The following is a 23,846-nucleotide window of genomic DNA, read 5'->3' as shown; positions in this document are numbered from 1 at the left end:
AGGTTAGTAAAACCTAACTGATTTGTTTATTATATAAGGAGGTACTTATGTGCTGGGATGGTTTTAAAGGTAGAAAATGGCGTGATGATGTAGATGTGCGTGATTTTATACAAAATAATTATACAATATACGACGGTGACGAAAGCTTTCTGGAGGGACCTACCGAAGCTACAAATAAGCTTTGGGGAGAACTTTCAAAACTTCAAAAAGAGGAGAGAGCAAAGGGCGGAGTACTCGATATGGAAACCGAGATTGTTTCCACACTTACAGCCTATGGCCCCGGATATATAAATGAGGAGTTGAAGGATCTTGAAAAGGTGGTGGGACTTCAAACCGATAAACCTCTAAAAAGAGCATTTATGCCTTTTGGCGGTATAAAGATGGCTGAACAGGCTGCAAGTACTTATGGATATCAGACAAATGAAAAGTTCCATAAGATATTTACAGAATATCACAGAACTCATAATCAGGCGGTTTTTGAGGCATATACAGATGAGATGCATGCCGCAAGACATAATAAAATTATTACAGGTCTGCCTGATACCTATGGCAGAGGAAGAATTGTCGGTGATTATAGAAGAGTGGCTTTATATGGAATTGATTTCCTTATAGAAAAAAAGCAGGAGGATTTAAAAAACTGCGGTGACGACACAATGCTTGATGAAATAATCCGACTAAGGGATGAGCTTGGTATGCAGATAGGAGCTCTAAAGCAGATGAAGGAAATGGCAGCTGCATACGGGTATGATATTTCAAAGCCGGCTAAGGATGCAAGAGAGGCTGTACAGTGGCTATACTTCGGATACCTTGCAGCTATTAAAACACAAAACGGTGCGGCAATGAGTGTCGGAAGAATATCCACATTCCTTGATATCTATATCGAAAGAGATTTAAAAGCAGGCAAGATTACTGAGAGTGAGGCACAGGAGCTTATCGACCATATAGTAATGAAATTCAGAATGGTAAAATTTGCAAGAGTTCCCTCATATAATCAACTGTTCTCAGGAGATCCGGTCTGGGCAACACTTGAGGTGGCAGGACTTGGTATGGACGGCAGATCAATGGTTACAAAGAATGATTTCAGATTCTTACATACCCTTGAGAATATGGGACCTTCACCTGAGCCTAACTTAACAGTGCTTTACTCAAGCAGATTGCCGAAAGCTTTCAAAGAATATGCATCAGCAATTTCTATAAGAACAAGTTCTGTACAGTATGAAAATGATGATGTAATGCGTCCGGTATGGGGTGATGATTATTCTATCTGCTGCTGTGTATCAGCAACGGAAACCGGAAAGGAAATGCAGTTTTTTGGAGCCAGAGCAAATCTTGCAAAATGTCTGCTCTATGCTGTTAACGGTGGTGTGGATGCAAAGACAAAGGAGCAGGTAGGACCGGCATACAGACCTATTACATCAGAGTTTCTTGATTATGATGAGGTTATGCAAAGGTATGACGTAATGATGGACTGGCTTGCAGGACTTTATGTAAACACATTAAATCTGATTCAATATATGCATGATAAATATTATTATGAAGCTGCCGAGATGGCACTTATTGATACAGATGTAAGAAGAACATTTGCAACAGGAATTGCAGGATTTTCACATGTGGTAGATTCGCTTTGTGCTATAAAATATGCCAAGGTAAAGACTGTTCGTGATGAAAACGGTATAGTTGTTGACTATGAGACCACAGGAGATTTCCCAAGATTTGGAAATGATGATGACAGAGCTGATGATATTGCGGTATGGCTTTTAAAGACCTTCCTTACAAAAATAAAGAAAAGACATACTTACAGAAATTCTGAGGCTACAACATCCATACTTACAATTACCTCAAATGTAGTATATGGTAAGGCTACAGGAAGTATGCCTGACGGAAGAAAAGCAGGAGAGCCGCTGGCACCGGGAGCAAATCCAAGCTATGGCGCAGAAAAGAACGGACTTTTAGCTTCACTTAATTCCCTTACAAAGCTGCCATATGAGTACGCACTTGACGGTATTTCAAATACACAGACCATCAATCCTTCGGCACTCGGACATGGAGAGGATGAGCAAAAGAAAAATCTCGCTCAGGTAATGGACGGATACTTTGACCAGGGTGCACATCATTTAAATGTGAATGTATTCGGAACGGAAAAGCTTATAGATGCTATGGAGCATCCTGAAAAGGAAGAGTACGCTAACTTTACAATCAGAGTATCAGGTTATGCCGTGAAGTTCATTGACCTCACAAGAGAGCAGCAGCTGGATGTTATAGCAAGAACATGCCATGAAAGATTATAAGAAATTGTTTTAACCAAGGCGGTGGTAAATTAAGAATATAATACTGAAAATATATTAGCCTAAAAAACTATTGATATTGATAAAGCGAAAAACTTATCCGGTTGTCAGAGTGCCCGACTGCAATCAGATAAGTTTTCGACTTTTACCGGTATAGTTTTCGCAATATAAGTATTATAAAAGTATTTTATAAATATTACTTAAGGGAGGATATATGGAAGTAAGAGGAAATATACATTCATTTGAAACATTCGGGCTGGTAGACGGTCCCGGAGTAAGATTTGTGGTATTTGTTCAGGGATGTCCTATGAGATGTCAGTTCTGTCATAATCCCGATACCTGGTCAACTAATGAAAATCAAGTAATGACTGCTCAGGAGGTATTTGAAAAGGCAATAAGATATAGGCCATATTGGAAAGATCATGGCGGGATTACGGTAAGTGGCGGAGAGCCATTATTACAGATAGATTTTGTGACTGAACTTTTTAAAATATGCAAAGAAAACGGTGTAAATACCTGCCTTGATACTGCCGGAGGTCCTTTCAGAAAAGATACAAAATTTTTGAAAAAGTTTAAAACTTTGATGGAGTACACGGATCTTATAATGCTTGATATAAAGGAAATAAATAATAAAAGGCATGAGATTATCACCGGTATGAAAAATGACTATATTTTGGAAATGGCAAAAACCATGGATGAAATGGGAAAAAAGATGTGGATACGCCATGTACTGGTACCTGAGAGAAGCGATTATGATGAGGATTTAATTAAGCTTAGAGAATTTATTTCCGGTTTAAAAAATGTGGAAAAGGTGGAGGTTTTACCATACCACACACTTGGAAGGCATAAATGGGATAATCTGGGTATTGAATATAAGCTTGATGGAATAGCACCACCTACAGCACAAAGAGTGGAGAATGCAAATAGAATATTGAACGGATGATATAGCAGTATTTTTTAATAATATCCGACTTATCACATTTGAAAAGTCCAAGCTTTATAAAAACATTGGTTTACCATTTATTAGATTTTATTCAAGCAAGATTAGTGGTAAAATATTTTTAAATTAAAGAGCGATGAATAACAGTAATTATATGGTATATGAATCAGATATTTTATGGAGGAGAGGACATCAAAGCAATATGAGAATATTAATATATGGGGCCGGTGTAATAGGTTCATTATATGCAGTACTTTTTGCCAATGCAGGTTATGATGTCAGCATCTATGCAAGAGGTTACAGATTGGAAAAGCTAAGAGAAAAGGGGCTGTTATATTTAGAAAATAAAAATATCAAAAAGGCGAAAGTTAAGCTATGTTCAAAACTTTCAGACACTGATATTTATGATTTTATTTTCCTGACAGTCAGAAACAATCAGCTAAAAAAAGCATTGACGGAACTAAGAACAAATAAAAGTAAATGCATAGTAACTATGGTGAACAACCTCTTTGAATATAGAGAACTTGAGAAAATAGCAGGAAAGGGCAGGATACTTCCGGCATTTCCGGGAGCAGGGGGCAGCATCACGGATGATATACTGGATGCTTCACTTATTCCAAGATTTATACAGCCGACAACATTTGGAGAAATCACAGGTGTAAAGACCAAAAGAAGCAAATATCTTGCTCAAATATTTAAAAAATCAAAAATTCCCTATCAGGAAATAAAAGATATGCATAAATGGCAACTTTGTCATCTGGCAATGGTAATACCTATTGCAGATGCATATTATGAAGCCGTTTGTCCTAAAGAGGTTGGACTTGAAAAAGATATAATGCAAAGAACAGCAAAAAGATTAAAAAGGAATTTTATCTTTTTGAAAAAAGATTTGGGAGAGATTTCACCTTGGAAACTTAATGTATTTATAATAGTACCTGTTAAGATATTGACTTTTGCGCTAAGTTTTTTATTTAAAAGCAGTTTCGGCGATAAATTTATGTACCGTCATTCAATGAAGGCAAGGAATGAGATGATAAGGCTGCATAGGGAGTTTTATGGGTATATGTTGAGATGATTTATCTTACAATAAAAAAACTAAAAAACGGAGGATTATCTAAATAAATTTACAAAAAATTCGATTATATTAAATCTATAAATTCTGTTGTTATTGGAGGTATTTTGGTGGATATTTGGGAAAAAATGTATGAAAGAGCAAAGGAGCAGTATCATCCGGAAGATACTTCTCCCTTTGTATATGCTCACCATGTGGTATGTGCTTTGGAAGCAGAGAATGGAGAAATCTTTGTTGGTTTTTGCATTGAGAGTTGTAGCGGAGTACTGAATCTATGTGCAGAAAGGGTGGCAGCTCTTAATATGTATGTAAATAGCTCTCAGACAAAGATTAAACGGCTGATAGCATTTCGTGATTCGGCTCCTAATGGAGGTGGAAGCGGAATGCCTTGTGGAGCATGCAGAGAATTTCTTTATCAGTTAAACGAAGAAAATGAAGATATGGAAATCATGATAGATTATGAAAAGAGAGAAACAATAACCTTGAAGGAATTAATGCCTAATTGGTGGGGAAAAGAACGCTACGCAAAAGCAAAGGAACTTTAATAGCTCCGGTTTTGCTTATCTGAACAAAACTAAATACTGAAGATATAAGGCGATAGAAATTAAAACATCTATCGTCTTTTATTAGAAAAAATTACATGAGAGGGCTTTGTGAGAATTGGAATTTGATTAATTTTATAAATATAAATAAGGGAGATAAGTAGTGCTGTCATAATTTAAAAAACATAATATGACAACTGAAGTCAAGTTATTGTGGTATAATAATTGTAGGAGATTGAGGCGATGAAAGATAATAGACTATTTAGGATACTGTATTATGTTTTAGAAAAAGGAAAAGTTACAGCAAGTGAGCTTGCAGATAAATTTGAAGTATCGATCAGAACAATTTATAGAGATATTGACTCCATCGGCAGTGCCGGTATTCCCATCTATGCGTTGCAGGGAAAGGGCGGTGGGATAGAAATTGACAAAGATTTTGTTCTTAGTAAATCACTTCTTTCTGAAAACGAAAAACAGCAAATTATGTCAGCTCTTCAGGGACTGGATAATACCGCAATACAACATGAGAATGAGCTTCTTACAAAACTTTCCGCACTTTTTAAGATGAAAAACACCAACTGGATAGAAGTTGATTTTAATAATTGGCAAAATAATAAGTTGCATGAAAAAACTTTTAACGGTATCAAATCTGCAATTTTAAGTAAAAACATGGTTTCATTCACATACTTTAGCAGCAATGAAAAAGAAACCAACAGAAGTGTTAAACCTGTGAGATTATTTTTTAAGAGTCAGGATTGGTATCTATATGCTTTCTGTTTGCTCAGAAATGATTTTAGATATTTTAAATTATCGAGGATAAAAAAATTGGAAATACATACCGAAAAGTTTGATGACAGCTTTGAAGATGTAATACTCAAAAAAGAAATGCAACATGAGAATACAGTGCATATAAAAGTTAAGTTTGACCGTAAGGTTGCTTTCAGGGTATATGATGAGTTAAACAGAGAAATTATAGAAGATAGTGACGGAAATTTATATACTGAAATAGAAATTCCAAATGATTATAGCCTATATAATTATATTTTTTCTTTTGGAGACGGGGCAGAAGTATTAGAGCCGAAAGAGATACGAATGAATATTAAAGAAATGATAGATAAAATGTCAAAAAAATATATAAATTGACAAATGGTGTCAAGTATTCTCCTGTATAATAGATTAAACAACCTGATTTTATTACACAAGAGATGTTCACAAAGGCACTTGAGAATATAAAAAAGAAAAAGCCTGACGCATTGTATGATGAGATAAGTTTTAGAAAAATAGAAGAGGGTAAATCTATTCAGATTTTACATGTTGGAAGTTATGATGATGAGCCGAAATCATTTGAACAGATGGATGAATTTGCAAGAAAACTTGATCTTACAAGAATAGGTGATTTTCATAAAGAAATATTTTTAAGTAATAAAAACATGACATCAGAAGAAAAACAAAAAACCATATTAAGATATTCATTGAAATAGGAGGAATTTGTTATGTCAAGACCAATGACAAAAAATGATTTAATGGCTGCAGCCAAAGAAAACTATGAAAAATCAGTACCACCGGCTAAGCCGGTGGTTTGTTGTTTCGCCCTATAAGGGCTCTTTGCCTGCGCTTGAGTCTAAAGACTCATCGAAAGTTCGCCAACCGCACATCATTTACTTGCTTAGCCCCTTGGGCTTATTTTTTCTTATTGCTTTTTATTACCGGCTCACCCGTAAACGGGTCTATGTATTCTTTCATACTCATTTGGTCATATACCATATCTTCATTTAGCTGGTTTCTTATGTATTCTTCTATCTTTTTTGCATTTTTTCCTACCGTATCTACATAATATCCCCTACACCAAAAATGTCTATTCCCATACTTGTATTTTAGATTTGCATGTCTTTCAAATATCATTAGTGTACTTTTTCCTTTTATATATCCTACAAAATCTGATACACTCATTTTTGGCGGAATCTCTACCAGCATATGTATGTGATCCGGACATACTTCTGCTTCCACTATATGTACTTCTTTTCTTTTACATAACATGCTCAATATATTTGCTATATCCTGCTTTAGCTCTCCATATATTATCTTTCTTCTATATTTTGGTGCAAATACTATATGATACTTACAATTCCATGATGTATGTGATAAACTATTACTATCCATTTGGATACCCCCTTTGATATATTTATTGGTTGGCGAACCTTTTATATTATATCAAATTTGGGGGTTTTTCACATAACGCTAAAGCTATTTCAACCACCCGCATAGCAGGTGGTTTATTTGTTCTCTTGCGAGAACAGGGCCTTGCCCTAACAATTAAATGAATTTATCTCAAAAATGACTGAGGAAGAGTTAAATACACCGTTTGACTTTTCAAAAGATGAAAAGAAAAAAGAAGCCCATTGGAAAAGAGATAAGAATCTAAGAGATGTTTTAATCCATCTCTATGAATGGCATCAGCTTGTTTTGAATTGGGTACATTCCAACCAAAAGGGCGAAGAGAAACCGTTTTTACCATATCCTTATAATTGGAAGACCTACGGGGATATGAATGTGGAATTTTGGAAAAAACATCAAAAGACTTCTCTTGAAGAAGCAACTAAAATGTTTCATAAATCCCATAGCGATGTTTTACAGTTGGCTGAAACCTTTACAAACGAAGAACTCTTTTCAAAATGTGTATATAAATGGGTTGGAGGAAGTACACTTGGTTCTTATTTTGTAAGTGCAACCGCAAGCCATTATGATTGGGCAATAAAAAAATTAAAAGCTCATCAAAAGAATTACAAGTAATAATTTACTTAATCAATCGTGCTCTTGGAATATCTGAAAATATTTCATAATAAAGTTAGATAAGTGAAATATTGTATATATAGAAGCAATACTCAATCTAACATGCAACTGTTAAGAAGGAAAGGCAAGATCCTATCCTTCTTTTTTTATGCCCAAAACTTTCTTGATTATTTTTTCGGATTAAGGGTTACCAAGGGGTGTCATTTTTAAGGTTTATAGATAGAGGGGGTAATAGCCTTCTCCGGTTCAAAAGAACAAAACAAAAATAAAACCTGATAAATTTATGGTCGGGATTGTACCTTGAAAATTTCATATACCAAGATGGTACTTTAAGTGTTAGTGAGCGAGAGAATACTACGCCCAGACCTTCTTGCTGAAGGAGTTTGCCCGTTTGTTTCAGGGCATAACGTGGATGAATATTCAACTTGATTTAATGACAGAATATGGAAAAAGTGATATAATCAAAATATAGCCTGAATTATTCACGGTACAATATTTTAGTTAATTACCGTGCTATAAATCTTTAAACTTGACCAATGACGCTATAACTGACTTAATACATCTAAAAATGGGCAGACTTCCCCTAGGTAGTGTTTTTGAGTAGTTATTAAGCTCTCAAGGTTCATTATTAGTTGTTATTCAAGCTGTATACATAGCTTGCTGATATTGGATATAGTCTCATAGAACTCATCCTTATATGGGCAACTGCTACACAGCTTGAATGTCATATATCTTGCTGAACGAATTACTTTTGCAGCAATCTTTAGCAGTTTTAGACGGACAGTATCAATGCGTTGTTTTCGCATATTTGCAGATAATGCCAATCGTCTAAACCAATTAAATATATTATAAGCAAGTGCATGTATTTGAAGCCTGTTGGCATTTACAATCCTTGTATGACTGCTGACAGAGGCAAAGTCAAAACCTGTTTTACTTTCCTTTATGAAGTTTTCCATCAAGCCTCTTTTGCAATAGAACTTGATAAGATATTCAGGGGATGACTCCATGTTTGTAACAATGAATGTATACATGTAAGTCATTTGGTTTTCAGGCTTTTCAACTTTACAGACAACACGTCTTTCATAAGGCCAAGGACCTGCCTGATACATGAAGTCACCATAAACCACAGCATAATCTACTTTGTTGTTTTTTGTGATTTCATCAAGTTCATCTACAAGATATGATGCCTTATCACGAAGTATAGCATTTTCTTTCAAACGAATTACATAGCCGGTACCGTTTTCTTCACACTGTTTATATAAACCGGGTGTTGCAAAGCCACTATCTCCACGAAGGAGAAGTTTAATTTCCGGAAAACCTTCAAGATATTCATCAAGTATAGGCTGCAGAAAGTCCACAACTCCTGTGCTTGAATACTGAGTCCCGTCACGAAGCTGAATTTTAATCAAATCTCCTGTGATTCCATCATAGCAAACAAGTGGATGGTAACCGTTATTTTGATAGTGGAAGTTAAATGCTCTGCCTTCCTGTTTGCCATAGGCATTAAGAAGTGTTGAGTCCAAATCCAAAATGATAGCTTCCGGCATCTGAATGCTATAAACTTTCTTTCGAAGAATTTGATTTATTGAAAGGAACCGTTTCAGCGAATCCTCATCCATTCGATTATGAAATCTTGAAATGGTTGGTTGTGATGCTAAAGTGTCTTTATTTAGCACTGCTTTAAACACAGGATCATTTGTAAGTTCATCTGAAGAATCATCTTCAAAATAGCCTGCAATGATCATATATATCATCTGAAGAAGGTTTTCTTTATCAGTGTGATAACGGAATAATGCAGAATCATTGGTCTTAAATGATTTACAGAAAAGTTTGTCAATGCCAAGTTTACTTACGAATTCTTTTATAAGAAGTAAGCCTGCATCGGAGGATAAATCGTTACTGTACACGGGTAAGCTTGTCTTCTACATCTTAATCTATTAAACTTATGGAGTCTAACACGCCGTTCAGGCTCCATATTATCTATTAAAGATTTCCTTGACAGCAGTGTAAAGGTTTGGATTATTTTTCCGTACTCCAAGCAGCACACCCTTGCTCTGACATAATTCTTCGATGCTTTCAAAGCTTCGAAATGTCATTGCAAAAGTCTGCTTCCTCTTATAATCTCTTAAACAGCGTTCTGCTGTATTGTTTGTAGTTGGCACCCTCATATCATGCAGGAAGAGTAGATGTTGCGCTTTATATTTCTGCATCCGGCGATACAGATTGTATCCATCACGATAATAAGGACTTGGCTCATGAAGTATGTACTCTTCCCCAGCTTTTTCAAGGATTTCTTGGTACTTTCCTTCAAAGTCAGATACGATCTTGGGATCTAAATGTGCATCATCTGCATGCTCATTTCTGTAATGTACCATTTCCCGGATTAGTTCTCTCATCTTGCGGTGCCAGGTCAAAGATGGCTCATTTTCCATGCTGTCTTTCAGATACCGTTGTACATGTGCGAGACATTCCTGATGGGCATTGCCATACTTATAAAAGGTGATTTCGTGGTCGTGTACCAAAATACCTTGGAAATCCTCTGTTACAGTTCCCTTTACACCTTCATGCCCCTTTTTCTCACGGGCGAAGTAAAGAACATTCTGTTCATCCGGTGTTGCACATACATATACATATGCACTTTCTCCGTTTACCCTAGCATTTGTACAGTCTGTATGCATAACCGCAGAAGACAGCAGGTCTGCAAAGATCTTTTTTTGCTCTATTTTTGTTTTTTTTGAGAACTCATGGCAGAGTTTATTTATCATGCCTCCTGATATTTTCAGTTTTCCACCGGTAAGATCTGACAGAAAACGACTGCTTTTGTCAATAGAAACAGCACAGTCTGTGTTTAACAAAAACAAAAGTGCCTTGATGCTGCCATCATAGTTCACATCGTCAACAACACCACTTGGAAAAGCCGCATGGATTCGCTCTCCGGTCGTGGAATTGTAGTATACATCCGCTTGATATTCTGTTACATTCATAATCAACTCAACAGAAACGAGCTGCTTGATAATAGTCTTATTTGTCTTCTTAAAACCCGGATCTTTTGCCACCTCTTTTGGTGCCGGAAGGCAAATGACCTGAGTTGGTATCTGTTTCTTTCTTCCATGGTGGGCATGGCCCGGCTGTGCCCCGGGTTTTCTTCCGGTACACTCACGATTATTTGGAATTTTACTGCGGTTTCTTGATTGTGATGACGGAATGGAGGAATTCTCATAGTCACGGTTTAGCTGTGCTAAAAGTTTTTTATTTCGTCCTTTCTCATCATCAAGCTGAGTTTTTAATTCGCTGTTTTCACGGCAAAGGTCAGTAATCTTAGACAACGCCTGTTCCCTGTCACGTTCTGATAACAACCACTTCTTTTCTTTCTCTTTTAACCCACGTTTCAACTCTTTCATTGATGCATGTAGTTCTTTAAGTGCGTCCTCGTATGCTTCTTCACACCATTTCCATGCATTTTTTACATCCCTATGAAGACCTTCAATAACAAGGTTTAGTTGCTTTATCTGCCTACGATACTCATCGATCAACTTTTGATGTTCCCTTTGAATCTGCTTAAAGCGCTCACCTGATTTAAAATCGGCAACTTCCTTTTTTAGTATTTTGTTTTCCTGTTGTAAAGCACCAATATATTCAAAGGGAATTCTCATTATGATTTCTCCAGTTCCTTGATTATTTTATTCTGATTATTAACAATTCGCTCCAAAAGATATATTTGCTCTTTCTGAGCTTCGATTGTTTCCAAAAGTACCTTGTTTTCCTTTTCGTATTCCTTACATAATGTTTTTTGTAAGGCTAAAAGCTGTTCTATCTTACCGGAAATATGATTCATATACTCACCTCATTTCATGGTAAGATTATATCAGAAATGTTGTATTTATGCGAATTTGACGACAAAGTCCCTTCGTTATTTTGCCATGTTCATAACTCTTAAAAAAAACCATGTTCAAACACAGATTGTGTAGAACTATCCACAAATGATAGTGAAATCATTCTGTATAGGATAGATATAGATAAAATCTGTTGATAACTTAAATACAAAAAATTCGGTTGGCAGAGTTACCAACAAAAACTCTACTAACCGAATCACTCATAATAAAATAAGAAAATAATTTTCGGCATTTTTCACAATGGGAATATACTACCCGTGTACAGTAACGATAAATCTCCTCCATCGAAATTAATTTTAATTTTTCTATTGCTTTCAAGTGATAAGGTGTTTACAATACTCATAAAGGGCTCCTTTGTGTGATTATATTGAGTTTTAGCACCTTAATTTTACCACAAATGGACGCTCTTTTTTTATTCACTTACTAGGTGAAAGCAATATTTTGTTAAAATATAGTAATTATATGGCTTTCAGCCACGTTCATGATGTTGCCATGAATAATCTAGTATATCATTAATTAAATAACCGACACAAATAATTATTCTATGGTATAATAGGATTATTCTAAAAAGAGAGGTGCCTATTATGCCGAGAAAACCAACTTCCTTAACTCTTAATGAAGGCGATTATGAATACCTACGAACATTGATCAAGCAAAGAACCATACAGGCTCAAGTAGTTATCAGAGCTCATATATTGTTGGACAGATGTAACGGAACTCCAATTCGTACTATTGCACAAATATACGATATAAGTCCTTCTACCGTGCAACTATGCATCAAAAAATATATGGACGGCGGAACCAAAAGTGCATTATTTGATACTCAGCGTCAAGGTCGCCCTGTTGAGATCACGGATGACGCTGTTGCCTGGATTATAGATATTGCTTGTCAGCGTCCTGCTAATCTTGGTTATGCACAGGAGCTATGGACACTTAAAAATCTACATCAGCATATTCAGACTCATGCAGTCGAGGCAGGTTACCCACGTTTGGAAACAATAACAAAACCCATGGTTCAAAAAATACTAAAAAACTCTGATATAAAGCCTCACAAAATAAAGTATTACTGCGAAAAACGTGATCCTGAGTTTGAGTCCAAGATGCATGATGTACTGTTGGTGTATAAACAGGTGAGCATGCAGTTCGATGAAAACGGTCAGCTTATTATCCCGGTAGATGAACCGATGGTACATACAGTATCCTGTGACGAAAAGCCGGGAATACAGGCTATTGCCACTACAGGAGATGATCTTCGCCCTACGGTCGGAAACGGTTGTGTGATGCGAGATGCTGAATATAAGCGTCTCGGAACCTTATCACTCCTCGCCGGAATAGATCTGCTAACAGGTGAAGCAATCCCTTATGTTAGCACAACACATAAAAGTTCTGATTTTATAGAACTACTTAAAAAGCTCGATGATCGTTATTCTGAAGGAGATATCATCCGCATAGTATGTGATAACCATTCAGCGCATAAATCAAAGGAGACAAGGAACTACCTTGCTACTCGCCCCGAAGGAAGATTTGTATTTGTGTTTACGCCTAAGCATGGGTCTTGGCTTAACATGATAGAAAGCTTCTTTAGCAAAATGACGAAACAGATGCTCAAAGGTATCAGGGTAGAATCAAAGGAAGAGTTGGAGCGTCGTATCTACCTTTACTTCGATGAAGTCAATCGAGAACCGGTCGTTTATCGTTGGTCATATAAAATGGATGAAATTAGCGTTGTCGAAGCGATTGAAGCAGGAGTTAAAACCAATGAAGTTTGTAACAGTTAATAATTATTCGATACACTAGGTATAGTATGTTAAATATCTTGATAATGGAAGGTGATATTCATGTCAAATGAAATGTTAAAGAAAAGAAGAGAAGAAGTTTTGGGAAGATGTATTGAAATTTCTTCCATCAATGAAGAGATTCAATCTGTTGATAATCATCCTTTAATCAAAAAAATGTCTCAACATATAAACGATAGATCTTTAAAAATTCGAGATTTTTGTAGTGTAGAGAAATATAATGTTTTCTTTAATGGAAAAGTTGGAATTGGAAAGTCTAGTGCAATTTGTGCAATGTTTGGTCTTTTAGACTTTTCTGAACGAAATAGCAAGAAAAAAATTGATGATGTTTTTTTGCTAAAAACTGGAACAGGAAGGACTACTATTTGTGAAACAGAAATTATTCCAAATCGAGAAAAAACGGAGTTAATTATCGAACCTGTCCAAGAAGATTTTTTCAACAATTTAGTCTTGGAATTTGTTCGAAGTTTAAAAACAATTGATAATAATGATGGAAATATTCTTGCAGAAGAAGAAAAACAACTGATAAAGAATATGGCTTCAATACCACTAAACTTGTCTGCTATTGAGATTCTAAAAGAGTTTGAAGACAAAGACATTGAGAAAGAAATTTTGGAAATTATTAATTACAATAGAAGAAATAAACTCTCATACGAGAAAGGTGATAATCCTTTTAATTCTTGGTTAAAAAAGCTGTTCTCAGATGTTAATTGTGGTAAAGTTAAAGAAGCTCCAATGCCGAAAAAAATTACTATTCATATCAGCACGAGCGATACTCCTCAATCTATTCCTGACTTCGTGGGTTCGATTTTTGATACGAGGGGAATTGATGGAGGAGAAAGACCAGACATTCAAAACTATATAAAACAAAAGGACTCAATTTCTATAATGTGTGATGAAATTAACGCTATAGCAGGTTATGAAGTTTTGGATTCGATATTAAAGCAAACACTTATTGAGGAAGATAAAGATAATCGGTATAGAGTTATTCTTATGGGGATTGACAAAGCTGGAGATTTAGATGAAATTACAGGGTTTGAGGGTGATAGATGTAATGGTATTAAATTCAAGAAAAATCAGGCATTAGAGATAATGAAACGAAAGGGTATAAATTTTTGTGATGATAATGTTTATTTAATTGACACAATAGCTGGTTTTTCACTAGACAAAAAAGTTATCAGAGATATGGATGAGAATGTACTAATAGAAAATCGAAAAAATTTTCAGACATACATTGAGGATGTTTTGATGAGAATGTACTCAGATTATAATTCTGAATTACTATCTTCTTTATCATCTTTGGAAATATTAAGGCGTAGTAAAGTAGATGATAAAACCTTTGAGAAAATCAGAGAAATTAGAATGTTAGCAATAGAATATATAAAAAAATTAGAGATGAAAAGTTCTAGCATCCAGAATAAGTTTGAAGATGAAATTATGTGTATATATCATTCTTCTTTAAGAGGAGCAGTTAACCATTATGGAATTGGAAAAACTGCTGATGTTTATGGAACTTTCCAAAAAAGTGGTGGTGAGGAATTTATTAAAGAATTTAGTGAGTGTAAAACTAGTCTAATTGCTAAAACCGAACAGATTTTTAGCAAAGACAGTGACCTTACACAAGTATGTGCTCAACATATTATAGATACAATCAATGGATTATATAAGGAAGGATTTGAGCAGTATAGGCAAGTTTCCTATGATGAAACTTACGATAAATTGTATAATTATGATTCTTGGAAGAAACCATATCAATATTGGGGGGACGGAAAAGGGGATTATAAACAAAGAGTTTGGAAAGATATAGATTTAGAAATAGTAGGTAATTGCGAAACTCGCTGAGCTCGTTCGCAATCCTTATTGCATACAAGGATAAATTTGTGCAAAGCACAAATTTTAAGCTAAAAAGTTGATAACTACAAGATTTAGGCGCACTTTAATAAGCATAGTGCTTATATAAAGTTGATAAGTCCTAAGCAATTAAAGATTTTAAACTTCTGATATGTTGTCGTTGGTTGATTTTATCGGCAACAACTACAGTTAATAACTGTGATATACCGGCTAGCAGTAAATCGGAATGCAGTGTTTTTTCATTTGTTGTTTTCCGTTTAGCAATGCAGAAACTATCCTTAAAGTGATTGATTGATTTTTCAACATTTACCCTGATCTTATATGTTTCATCCCACTCTTTAGAACCTCGTTCTACTCCGGGATAAGCTCTGAGATTCTTTTCAGGATAAACATAAATCATTCTACCGCAGGAAGAAGTTGTACAGGGATTGTCACAGTGACAGACACGTCTTTTGGACTTGTCTTGTCGGTTGTATTCCCATTTCATTTTTGGACAAACGAACTTTATTGTAGACAGCTTGCTCCTTAAATGGGATTTACTTCCTTCACGTTTCATCGGAAGTGAAGAATCATGAGGGCAACAAGGAATACCATTTTCATTGAAGGTATATTTAATATTATCCATTGAGAGATTAACTTTTAAAGGAATAAATGCTTTTTGGAAATTGAAATCTTCAAAAAGTGATTTGTAAATCTCAATGGTATCAAAGGCTGCATCACCAAGGAATATAGATGGTTTAATACCCGGATGCCTTGTTTTAAAGTCCTTTAAGGTAGGAAGTAAAGCTTTGGAATCAGCAAGCGATTTGTCTTCATCCGGTGACTTTGCTTTCTTTTCAACTACAATGTCAGGATGGGAAGCAAGATAATCCTTATTGTAGAAATCAATGGAACGAACAATTCCAAGCCCATTGGTAATAATACCGAACTTGTAAGCGTAGCAGAAATGCCCGTTAATGTACTGCTGTTTAACCTCATGGTTTGATGAAGCTGATGTTGGCATAGAAGCATATGCTACCTTATAAGGGTCATAAGAACTATCAAAATTCATAGATTTTGCATAGGATTTGAGCTGCCTGATAATGCGGTTGGCGTATTTAGGATTATTTTCGGTTACATAAGCTTCAATACCTGAAGTGTCAAACAAGAGCATAGAAGCAAGGTTGTTATCAATATCCCTACATATCGGTTCAGTTAAATCAACAAGCTTATCAAAAACAGCTTGTAAGTCCGATAAAAAATCCTGTTTAAAACGAGTGATTTTAGAAGCATCAGGAACTTTGGTGAAGCCACAGAATTCTCTCAGATGTCTGGAATAATGAAGAAAGACAAGCAAAAGAGAATCTGTCGGAATAGAAAACAGACGTTGAATAATCAAAGCCCAAAGCATAGCAGTCAAAGGATATTTGCGATTTCTGCCTGTGGCTGCATAGTAATGATTGTAAAAAGAAAACGGAATAATTTCATCAAGGTCAATATGATTTTCCAGCAGAGTAAGAAACTGAGGTTTGTCAGATTCAAAAATATCTTTACAATCTTCAAAAATATCTGCCAAAGAGAGTTGTTTTTGTGATATCATAGTAATGTCTCCTTTCGGGATGTGGTTTATGGTTTTGTGCAACTCCATTATATCACAGACCTAGAGGAGATTTTTATATTTAGTAACAAAAAAGTGTCGTATTTATATGGCTTTTGGCGTTTCGCAAACGCCTATTAGAAATAGAAGCGAAAGGAATTTATAGGAAACTGGATAACCAAACCTTGAGAATACAGTTTCTTGAAGAGTTAGTCAGTTTTTTAGATGTATAGAATCTTAGAGGAAGTAAAAGCAAATTGTGATATGTTTGAAAAGATGGCGAAGAAGTAAAAGTGGAAAACTTCGCTTTAGTGAAGAAGTACCGAAGTGGTAGGGAATACACCAAATGCTTGGTATATGGCGAAAAAAGAGAGATGGTAATGGACTTTAAGAAAGGTGATCTTAAATACGATACTATATTTTTGTTGGATTAGAGGATTCAGCATTTTAGAATTTTAAAAATCAACCTTATGAGGATAGATGTGCATTTTTTGTTGCATTATCAAGAGCAAAAGTAAGAATTGATTTTATATTTAGCTCAAATAGACCAATACAATTTTCAAATATACAGAAGATGGATATCAATATACAAAGAAGGTGCCATCAGAGATGTGACATTGTCAAAATATAGGATGAGTCTTATTTGGGTGGAAAAGCTTGTTCCAAACCTTCGGCTATGTGATATAACAAGGGTTGAATATCAACAGATTATTAATGATTATGCAAAAGAGCATGAGCGTCAGACTACCATGGATTTTCATCATCAGCTAAAAGGTGCCATTTTGGATGCGGTAGATGAGGGACTTGTACCAAAAGATCCGACAAGAAAAGTTATTATAAAGGGCAGGATTCCGTCAAAAAAGAAAATTAAGTATTTAAACCAGTTTGAACTGCACAGCCTTTTAAAGAGCCTGACTCTGGGGGATGAAGTGAGTTGGGACTGGTTTATTTTACTTTTGGCTAAGACAGGAATGAGATTTTCAGAAGGACTTGCAATAACACCTAATGACTTTGATTTTGCACATCAGACGGTATCTGTTAATAAGACGTGGAATTATAAGGAAGGTGGAGGTTTTTCACCCACAAAAAACAAGTCATCAGTACGAAAGGTGCAGATTGACTGGCAGGTAGTTATGCAATTTGCAACCTTGGTAAAAGATCTTCCGTCAGATAAGCCTATTTTTGTAAAGGATGGCAAGGTCTATAATTCTACAGTCAATGATATTTTGGTAAGATATTGCAAAAAATTAAATATACCTATTATTTCAGTACATGGTCTTCGCCATACACATGCCTCCATTTTACTATATGCCGGAGTTTCTATTGCCAGTGTAGCAAGAAGGCTTGGGCATGCCAGTATGACCACTACACAGAAAACATATCTTCATGTGATACAGGAACTGGAGAATCAGGATATAGACCTTGTGATGAGATCGCTTTCAAATCTTTTATAAAGAAAGCATTGTATATAGGAGTGCCTGTAATATAGTTTTATAACCGATGAAGGACTGTTGTGGTATATTTAAAATCCAATACACAATATATAATATAATACAATGTAGATTCAAGATAAGTAGACAGTAGAATTAAAAAGTTCTACTGTGTTAGGTTCATTTAGGAGTAAATCATGGACAAAAATTTAAACAAATTTATATATGACAGACACAGCAATATTATTTTTAGCCTTCAAAACAGCAGAATAAGGGGAATTAAATTCCATAATAAAATACTTACTCTAAAGCCGGATACATTATTTAGATATATCGACAATGAAGAAAAAGAATATACAGGTGAAATCTGTTTTAAAAATTGTGATTTAGACCTATGCAGTGTATTGATTTTTAATAAAACATTAGGTAAAGGTCGCTTCATGGGGAATGCTGTATCTTTAGAGGAATTTATGGGAAGTCATAAAGATTCAGAGTTTGAAATTATTACAGAAGGGTACTTTGGAAATACAACTACTTACTCAGGATGGCTTTGGGATGAAGGGAAAAATCCTGTATCAGCTATTATGTATATATGGAATAGCGGGAATATGGAGTATTGTATTGATGGAGAAATATAGTTTTTTATTTAAGTATTTCAATTGTATAAAATTAGGTGTATAATACCTCCAAAATATAAGTAAAGGAGAAAAGCTTATGAAAGCTAATTATGATATAGTTGTTATCGGTTTCGGTAAAGCGGGAAAGACACTTGCTGCAAAGTTTAGTAAGGCAGGCAAGAGTGTTGCTTTGGTTGAGAAAGATGAGAATATGTATGGAGGTACCTGTATAAATGTGGGTTGTATTCCTTCAAAGCGTCTTATAACAGATGCATCCAAATCTCCAACCGGGGAGTTTGAGAAAAGAGCACAGCATTACAAGGAGGCGGTTGCAGAAAAGAAAAAACTGACAGCTGCTCTTAATAAGGCAAATTATGATAAGATAGCAAGTACAGGTGTGGATATCATTGACGGAATGGCATCTTTTAAAGATGATCATCATATCATTGTTTCAACTAAAGACGGAAATATTGAAATTGAAGCCGAGAAGTTTATTATAAATACAGGTTCTGTTACTGTAATACCAAAGATTGAAGGTGTGAGCAGTAAAGGTGTATATACATCAGAGTCTATTATGAATCTTGAGAAATTACCGAAAAAACTTACTATCGTAGGTGGTGGTTATATTGGACTTGAATTTGCTTCTATGTATGCTGATTTTGGCAGTAAGGTAACCATAGTTCAGGATGGTGAAGTATTCTTACAAAGAGAAGATGAGGATATTGCAAAGGCTATTCGTGAAGTATTGGAAGCTAAGGGTGTAGAGATTGTTACAGGTGCAAAGGTAACTAAGGCAAAAGAAGGTGAATTATATTATGAGGTTGCAGGAGAGTCAAAGACTTTGGACTCTGATGCCATATTACTTGCTGTAGGTCGTAGACCGAATACTGACGGTCTTGGATGCGAAAATGCAGGGGTTAAGCTGAATGATAGGGGTGCCGTAGAGACTGATGAGCATCTTAAGACAAGTGCAAATAATATCTGGGCTGCAGGTGATGTATGCGGTAAGCTTCAATTCACATATATTTCTTTGGATGACAGTAGAATTATATGGGATGAGATAATGGGAGAGGATAAGAGAACTACTGAGAACAGAGGAGCTTTCTCTTATTCAGTATTTATCAATCCGCCGTTTTCAAGAGTTGGAATGAGCGAAAAGGATGCAAAGGCTGCAGGAGTGGAATATAGAGTTTTAAGCCTTAGTGCAAATGCCATTCCAAAGGCAAAGGTTTTAAGAAAAACAGATGGAATACTAAAGGCATTGGTTGCAGCGGATGGAACTGTTCTGGGTGCGGAACTTTTCTGTGAAGAGTCCTATGAAATGATTAATTTTATAAAGCTTGCAATGGATTATGGAATAAAGGCAAAGGATATAGCAAACTTTATATTTACACATCCTACAATGTCTGAGAGTTTAAATGATTTATTTGCAATGTAAATTTGCAATACAAAAATAGATAAATAATAAACGGGCTGTCGTTTTAAAGAGTATAATGCAAAATATCAGTTAAATTTATTTTAGTTTACCGTATTTTGTGTATTCTTAAACGGCAGCTCATTTTTATTCTTTGTTGATTTTAATATAGTATTATGATAAGATTTTCTTAATAAACATAGATTTTATGCTTTGCATAGGAAGTCGGGTGAGAATCCCGCACAGGGACGCTACTGTGATAATTAACAGATTCTTATTTACCACTGATTTTATTTATAAAATTGGGAAGGGAGAATCTTCCGATAAAATAAATTTTACCGGAATTTAAGTCAGGATACATCTATGTGATATGTGGTTGAGATGTGAGAAATTTATATTTTAAATGATGAGTTTTAATTATAGAATTTTAGGACATCTTATTTACGCATATATCAGAAACTGAGTTTTACGATCCCGGAAACTTTCAGTAATAAAGTTTTATAATTTTTAGTTAATCATTTTATAATGTATTTTTATGCTTATAATTTGGTTTACTGATTGTGTTTATAATCTATTAACTGTTTTACAAAGGGATCATCGGGTTTGACAATCTTTACACCTTTGTTAGGCAGTTATTTTTTTGAGGAAATTTATATGGCTCATCAACATGGAGGTTATTTCAGCATAGATTTATATGCTTTTAATTCAAAGCTAAAAAAAATAAATCCCGAGTACAAGCTTATATCTGCTTTAATAACACTTATTTTAACAATAGTATTTAACAATATTTTTGTATCCACATATATACTTTTTTTAATGTTTTTTATAACTGTAAATCTGGGTGGTATGGATATTTTTGAATATATTTCAATGCTTCTTGCACCTCTTGGTTTTATAGTTCTTGCAAGTATAAGTATTGCCTTTGGCTTATCATTTGGGCAAGCCGGAGAGTTTTATATTAAAATTTTTAATATCTATATCCATACTTCAAGAATACAGCTTATAGAAGCTTTTGAACTTATGATAAAGGTACTTGCCTGTGTAAGCATTATGCAAAGCCTTATATTATCAACCATGCCCTATGAAATAATAAATGCTTTAAGAAGTATGCATGTACCTAAACTCATAATAGAACTTATGAATCTTATTTACAGATTTATATTTATTCTTATAGAAAGTTATATAAATATGCGTAATTCCGCAATTTCAAGACTTGGATATCATAATTTTAAGTCATCAATTTTCACTTTCGGAAATATGGCGGGAAATATACTTGTAGTCTCTTTAAAAAAAGCTAATGCATACTATACCGCAATGGAGGCCAGATGCTTTGACGGTGATTTAAATTTTCTACAGGAAGAAAAAAAGCTTAAAAAAAGGAACCTGGTAATAACAGTATTGAATATTTTAATTATGTTTGCTATATGGATTATTACATTAAATTACGGCTTTTAATATATATAATTAAAAGTTGAAAGAAATTTTTTAAAACTCCATAAAATACGGTACAGTCGGGAATTTATAGATTCAGGATGGTTTTATTATCAGCTTAATTATATCTGATGAAATTTATATTTACTTGTACTGATATCAGAACAATAAAGGTTAATTTATATGAATAATATTATATTAAAAGCGGAAAATCTTCATTACTCCTATACTAAAGAGCATGAAGTATTAAAGGGTGTATCTCTTGATATATATGAGGGTGAAAGGCTTGCCATACTTGGAGCCAACGGTTCAGGAAAGTCAACTTTCTTTTTAAATATAAACGGAGTGTTAAAGCCTGAAAGCGGGGCTGTATATTACAGGGATAAGCTTATAAATAAGAGTTCTATAAAGGAACTCAGAAAAAATGTAGGCATTGTATTTCAGGATGCGGACAATCAGATAATAGCTTCCACAGTAAGAGCCGAGGTCAGCTTCGGACCTATGAATCTTGGCTTAAGCAAGGATGAGGTTACAAAAAGAGTACAGGATTCCTTAAATTATATGGGGATATCACATCTTATAGACAGACCGCCACATTATCTGAGCGGTGGAGAGAAAAAAAGAGTAAGTATAGCAGATATTATAGCAATGGATTCTGAAATTATTATATTTGATGAACCGACAGCATCACTGGATCCGCAAAATATTTCCATATTTGAAGAAGTTCTTGGTAAGATGAGTCTGGATAACAGAACTCTTATTATTTCTACACATGATTTAGAATTTGCATTTCGCTGGGCAGACAGGATAGTGGTATTTTGTGCCGGAAATATAATAGCGGACTCGGATCCCATTACCGTATTGGCGAATCAAGAAGTTTTAAAAAAGGCAAATCTGAAAAAGCCCATACTTCTTGAAGTTTTTGAAACACTTGTGGAAAATTCCGTATTTAAAGCGGATGCTAAACCGGCAAGAAATATTGAAGATTTTAGAAAAATGTTTATTTCTCAAATCTCTTGATTTGAGTTTATAAAATATATTTTTTCAAAGGAGGATTACATGAAAAAACAGGAGAAACTAATTATTGCTCCGGCAATTATACTTGCTTTTAGCTTTGCGTTACCATTCAGTGCCAATGCTATGCACATTATGGAGGGCTTTTTGCCTGTAGGGCATGTTATAGCATGGAGCCTTATTGCATTGCCTTTTTTAATAGCGGGGTATATGTCAATTAAAAAGACAATAGCAAAGGACAGGAAGTCAATTACACTTTTAGCTATGTCGGGAGCATTCGTATTTGTACTGTCTTCACTTAAGATTCCTTCAGTTTCAGGTTCCTGCTCACATATGACAGGTACGGGACTTGCAGCTATTCTTTTCGGTCCCAGTGCGGTAAGTATACTTGGTATTATAGTTCTTATATTCCAGGCACTTCTTTTGGCACATGGAGGATTTACCACACTTGGTGCCAACACATTTTCAATGGCTATAGCAGGACCTTTTGTATCATTTATAGTATATAAGATTTGTAAAAAGTCAAAGGTAAATGATAATGTTTCTATTTTCTTAGCGGCTTTTTTAGGTGATTTACTGACATATGTTGTAACAGCATTCCAGCTTGCCATTGCATATCCTATGAAGGAAGGCGGAGTAATGGCTTCTGCAGGTGAGTTTTTACTTGTATTTGCCCCTACACAGCTTCCGCTTGCTATAATAGAGGGATTACTTACCGTGGTTATAGTGATAGGACTTAAGACTTATGCTGAGTCTGAGCTTAAGGAGATAGGATTTTTAGCAGGAGGTGTTAAATAATGTCAAAGAATAAAAAACTTGTTATAAGCTTACTTGTAATAGCAGTATTGATAGCTATAGTACCCTTATTTATGCTAAAGAATGCCGAATTTGGCGGCTCTGATGATGCCGGAAGCGAAGTGGTTGCACAGATACAGGGCGGAGAATATGAGCCGTGGTTTGAGCCGATTATAGAAACAGCTCTTGGAAAGGAATTGCCGGGAGAGGTTGAAAGTCTTCTTTTTTGTGTACAAACAGGTATAGGAGTTGGAATAATCGCCTATTATATGGGAAGATTTGTTGAGAGAAAAAAACACGAAGATAATAAAAAATAAAAATTGACTGTTGCTTTGCAAGATGGAATGTAAAGCAACAGTTTTTATATTTTATTATTAGATTAATTATAGGTAAAAAATAA

The 23,846-nt window shown here is 34.9% G+C and carries 20 protein-coding genes, 2 pseudogenes and 1 riboswitch; of the genes and pseudogenes, 17 read left to right on the top strand and 5 right to left on the bottom strand.

Annotated features, from left to right (window positions below; genetic code table 11):
• The first annotated feature begins 47 nt into the window (after positions 1–47).
• From pflB to J4O15_RS11635, 6 genes are all read left to right on the top strand, one after another.
• A complete protein-coding gene (pflB, locus tag J4O15_RS11660) occupies positions 48–2,288 on the top strand; it encodes a formate C-acetyltransferase (RefSeq protein ID WP_208100892.1) in 2,241 nt (746 codons plus the stop codon).
• Positions 2,289–2,499: 211 nt separating this feature from the next.
• The gene (pflA, locus tag J4O15_RS11655) at positions 2,500–3,228 is read left to right on the top strand and encodes a pyruvate formate-lyase-activating protein (RefSeq protein WP_208100891.1); all 729 of its coding nucleotides are present in this window, start codon (positions 2,500–2,502) and stop codon (positions 3,226–3,228) included.
• 199 nt (positions 3,229–3,427) lie between these two features.
• A complete protein-coding gene (locus tag J4O15_RS11650; protein ID WP_208100890.1) occupies positions 3,428–4,300 on the top strand; it encodes a ketopantoate reductase family protein in 873 nt (290 codons plus the stop codon).
• 107 nt (positions 4,301–4,407) lie between these two features.
• Positions 4,408–4,842: a cytidine deaminase family protein gene (locus tag J4O15_RS11645; RefSeq protein WP_208100889.1), complete on the top strand. Its 435-nt coding sequence runs from the start codon at positions 4,408–4,410 to the stop codon at positions 4,840–4,842.
• 240 nt (positions 4,843–5,082) lie between these two features.
• A complete protein-coding gene (locus tag J4O15_RS11640; protein ID WP_208100888.1) occupies positions 5,083–5,982 on the top strand; it encodes a helix-turn-helix transcriptional regulator in 900 nt (299 codons plus the stop codon).
• A gap of 62 nt (positions 5,983–6,044) precedes the next feature.
• Positions 6,045–6,320: a GyrI-like domain-containing protein gene (locus J4O15_RS11635; RefSeq protein ID WP_208100887.1), complete on the top strand. Its 276-nt coding sequence runs from the start codon at positions 6,045–6,047 to the stop codon at positions 6,318–6,320.
• A 199-nt stretch (positions 6,321–6,519) separates the two neighbouring features.
• On the opposite strand, the gene tnpA is transcribed toward J4O15_RS11635, so the two are convergent.
• Positions 6,520–6,999, bottom strand: a complete 480-nt coding sequence (tnpA, locus tag J4O15_RS11630; RefSeq protein ID WP_208100886.1) for an IS200/IS605 family transposase — start codon at positions 6,997–6,999, stop codon at positions 6,520–6,522.
• A gap of 150 nt (positions 7,000–7,149) precedes the next feature.
• Between tnpA and J4O15_RS11625 the strand changes: the two are divergent.
• Positions 7,150–7,629, top strand: a pseudogene (locus tag J4O15_RS11625) (ClbS/DfsB family four-helix bundle protein); the annotation flags it as partial.
• A 635-nt stretch (positions 7,630–8,264) separates the two neighbouring features.
• Here J4O15_RS11625 and J4O15_RS11620 read toward each other — a convergent pair.
• The 3 genes from J4O15_RS11620 to J4O15_RS11610 all read right to left on the bottom strand — a co-directional run bounded on the left by J4O15_RS11620 (position 8,265) and on the right by J4O15_RS11610 (position 11,464).
• On the bottom strand, positions 8,265–9,536 hold the full coding sequence (locus J4O15_RS11620; RefSeq protein WP_208100885.1) for an IS1380 family transposase: 1,272 nt from the start codon (positions 9,534–9,536) through the stop codon (positions 8,265–8,267).
• Between the two features lie 69 nt (positions 9,537–9,605).
• Positions 9,606–11,282: an IS66 family transposase gene (locus J4O15_RS11615; protein ID WP_208099434.1), complete on the bottom strand. Its 1,677-nt coding sequence runs from the start codon at positions 11,280–11,282 to the stop codon at positions 9,606–9,608.
• Positions 11,282–11,464: a hypothetical protein gene (locus J4O15_RS11610; RefSeq protein ID WP_208099433.1), complete on the bottom strand. Its 183-nt coding sequence runs from the start codon at positions 11,462–11,464 to the stop codon at positions 11,282–11,284. The genes J4O15_RS11615 and J4O15_RS11610 overlap by 1 nt, the downstream gene beginning before the upstream one ends.
• Positions 11,465–12,106: 642 nt before the next feature.
• On the opposite strand from J4O15_RS11610, the gene J4O15_RS11605 reads away from it, so the two are divergent.
• Together J4O15_RS11605 and J4O15_RS11600 are read left to right on the top strand one after the other, a co-directional pair.
• Complete coding sequence (locus J4O15_RS11605; protein ID WP_208100349.1) at positions 12,107–13,300, top strand: IS630 family transposase; 1,194 nt, start codon at positions 12,107–12,109, stop codon at positions 13,298–13,300.
• 60 nt (positions 13,301–13,360) lie between these two features.
• A complete protein-coding gene (locus J4O15_RS11600) occupies positions 13,361–15,160 on the top strand; it encodes a hypothetical protein (RefSeq protein ID WP_208100884.1) in 1,800 nt (599 codons plus the stop codon).
• A gap of 219 nt (positions 15,161–15,379) precedes the next feature.
• Here J4O15_RS11600 and J4O15_RS11595 read toward each other — a convergent pair.
• Positions 15,380–16,748: pseudogene (locus tag J4O15_RS11595) on the bottom strand (transposase).
• Positions 16,749–17,056: 308 nt separating this feature from the next.
• Between J4O15_RS11595 and J4O15_RS15990 the strand changes: the two are divergent.
• From J4O15_RS15990 to J4O15_RS11560, 8 genes are all read left to right on the top strand, one after another.
• Positions 17,057–17,179, top strand: a complete 123-nt coding sequence (locus tag J4O15_RS15990; protein WP_442911601.1) for a hypothetical protein — start codon at positions 17,057–17,059, stop codon at positions 17,177–17,179.
• 90 nt (positions 17,180–17,269) lie between these two features.
• Positions 17,270–18,199 carry a site-specific integrase gene (locus J4O15_RS11590; RefSeq protein WP_208101297.1) on the top strand — a complete coding sequence of 310 codons (930 nt, stop codon included), beginning with the start codon at positions 17,270–17,272 and terminating at the stop codon, positions 18,197–18,199.
• Positions 18,200–18,372: 173 nt separating this feature from the next.
• Entirely contained in the window at positions 18,373–18,813 is a 441-nt protein-coding gene (locus J4O15_RS11585; protein ID WP_208100883.1) for a hypothetical protein, read from the top strand.
• Positions 18,814–18,889: 76 nt separating this feature from the next.
• Entirely contained in the window at positions 18,890–20,230 is a 1,341-nt protein-coding gene (locus tag J4O15_RS11580) for an FAD-dependent oxidoreductase (protein ID WP_208100882.1), read from the top strand.
• 196 nt (positions 20,231–20,426) lie between these two features.
• Positions 20,427–20,565: riboswitch (cobalamin riboswitch) on the top strand.
• A 295-nt stretch (positions 20,566–20,860) separates the two neighbouring features.
• Positions 20,861–21,661 carry a cobalt ECF transporter T component CbiQ gene (cbiQ, locus tag J4O15_RS11575; protein WP_208100881.1) on the top strand — a complete coding sequence of 267 codons (801 nt, stop codon included), beginning with the start codon at positions 20,861–20,863 and terminating at the stop codon, positions 21,659–21,661.
• A 159-nt stretch (positions 21,662–21,820) separates the two neighbouring features.
• Complete coding sequence (locus J4O15_RS11570; protein WP_009218735.1) at positions 21,821–22,657, top strand: energy-coupling factor ABC transporter ATP-binding protein; 837 nt, start codon at positions 21,821–21,823, stop codon at positions 22,655–22,657.
• A 39-nt stretch (positions 22,658–22,696) separates the two neighbouring features.
• Complete coding sequence (locus J4O15_RS11565) at positions 22,697–23,449, top strand: energy-coupling factor ABC transporter permease (protein ID WP_009218734.1); 753 nt, start codon at positions 22,697–22,699, stop codon at positions 23,447–23,449.
• The gene (locus J4O15_RS11560; RefSeq protein WP_009218733.1) at positions 23,449–23,763 is read left to right on the top strand and encodes an energy-coupling factor ABC transporter substrate-binding protein; all 315 of its coding nucleotides are present in this window, start codon (positions 23,449–23,451) and stop codon (positions 23,761–23,763) included. The genes J4O15_RS11565 and J4O15_RS11560 overlap by 1 nt, the downstream gene beginning before the upstream one ends.
• The last annotated feature ends 83 nt before the right edge of the window (positions 23,764–23,846 follow it).

Origin of the sequence: Lachnoanaerobaculum sp. Marseille-Q4761, from assembly GCF_017565785.1 — a bacterium.
GTDB lineage: Bacteria > Bacillota > Clostridia > Lachnospirales > Lachnospiraceae > Lachnoanaerobaculum.
This window is presented reverse-complemented; position numbering and strand designations above follow the sequence as displayed.

What these genes read in the sequence shown, in the direction of transcription:
- J4O15_RS11610 (WP_208099433.1), bottom strand. Translation starts at nt 11,464, where the DNA reads ATGAATCATATTTCCGGTAAGATAGAACAGCTTTTAGCCTTACAAAAA.
- tnpA (WP_208100886.1), bottom strand. Translation starts at nt 6,999, where the DNA reads ATGGATAGTAATAGTTTATCACATACATCATGGAATTGTAAGTATCAT.
- pflB (WP_208100892.1), top strand. Translation starts at nt 48, where the DNA reads ATGTGCTGGGATGGTTTTAAAGGTAGAAAATGGCGTGATGATGTAGAT.
- pflA (WP_208100891.1), top strand. Translation starts at nt 2,500, where the DNA reads ATGGAAGTAAGAGGAAATATACATTCATTTGAAACATTCGGGCTGGTA.
- J4O15_RS11605 (WP_208100349.1), top strand. Translation starts at nt 12,107, where the DNA reads ATGCCGAGAAAACCAACTTCCTTAACTCTTAATGAAGGCGATTATGAA.
- cbiQ (WP_208100881.1), top strand. Translation starts at nt 20,861, where the DNA reads ATGGCTCATCAACATGGAGGTTATTTCAGCATAGATTTATATGCTTTT.
- J4O15_RS11580 (WP_208100882.1), top strand. Translation starts at nt 18,890, where the DNA reads ATGAAAGCTAATTATGATATAGTTGTTATCGGTTTCGGTAAAGCGGGA.
- J4O15_RS11650 (WP_208100890.1), top strand. Translation starts at nt 3,428, where the DNA reads ATGAGAATATTAATATATGGGGCCGGTGTAATAGGTTCATTATATGCA.
- J4O15_RS11570 (WP_009218735.1), top strand. Translation starts at nt 21,821, where the DNA reads ATGAATAATATTATATTAAAAGCGGAAAATCTTCATTACTCCTATACT.
- J4O15_RS11640 (WP_208100888.1), top strand. Translation starts at nt 5,083, where the DNA reads ATGAAAGATAATAGACTATTTAGGATACTGTATTATGTTTTAGAAAAA.
- J4O15_RS11585 (WP_208100883.1), top strand. Translation starts at nt 18,373, where the DNA reads ATGGACAAAAATTTAAACAAATTTATATATGACAGACACAGCAATATT.
- J4O15_RS11600 (WP_208100884.1), top strand. Translation starts at nt 13,361, where the DNA reads ATGTCAAATGAAATGTTAAAGAAAAGAAGAGAAGAAGTTTTGGGAAGA.
- J4O15_RS11560 (WP_009218733.1), top strand. Translation starts at nt 23,449, where the DNA reads ATGTCAAAGAATAAAAAACTTGTTATAAGCTTACTTGTAATAGCAGTA.
- J4O15_RS11615 (WP_208099434.1), bottom strand. Translation starts at nt 11,282, where the DNA reads ATGAGAATTCCCTTTGAATATATTGGTGCTTTACAACAGGAAAACAAA.
- J4O15_RS11635 (WP_208100887.1), top strand. Translation starts at nt 6,045, where the DNA reads ATGTTCACAAAGGCACTTGAGAATATAAAAAAGAAAAAGCCTGACGCA.
- J4O15_RS11565 (WP_009218734.1), top strand. Translation starts at nt 22,697, where the DNA reads ATGAAAAAACAGGAGAAACTAATTATTGCTCCGGCAATTATACTTGCT.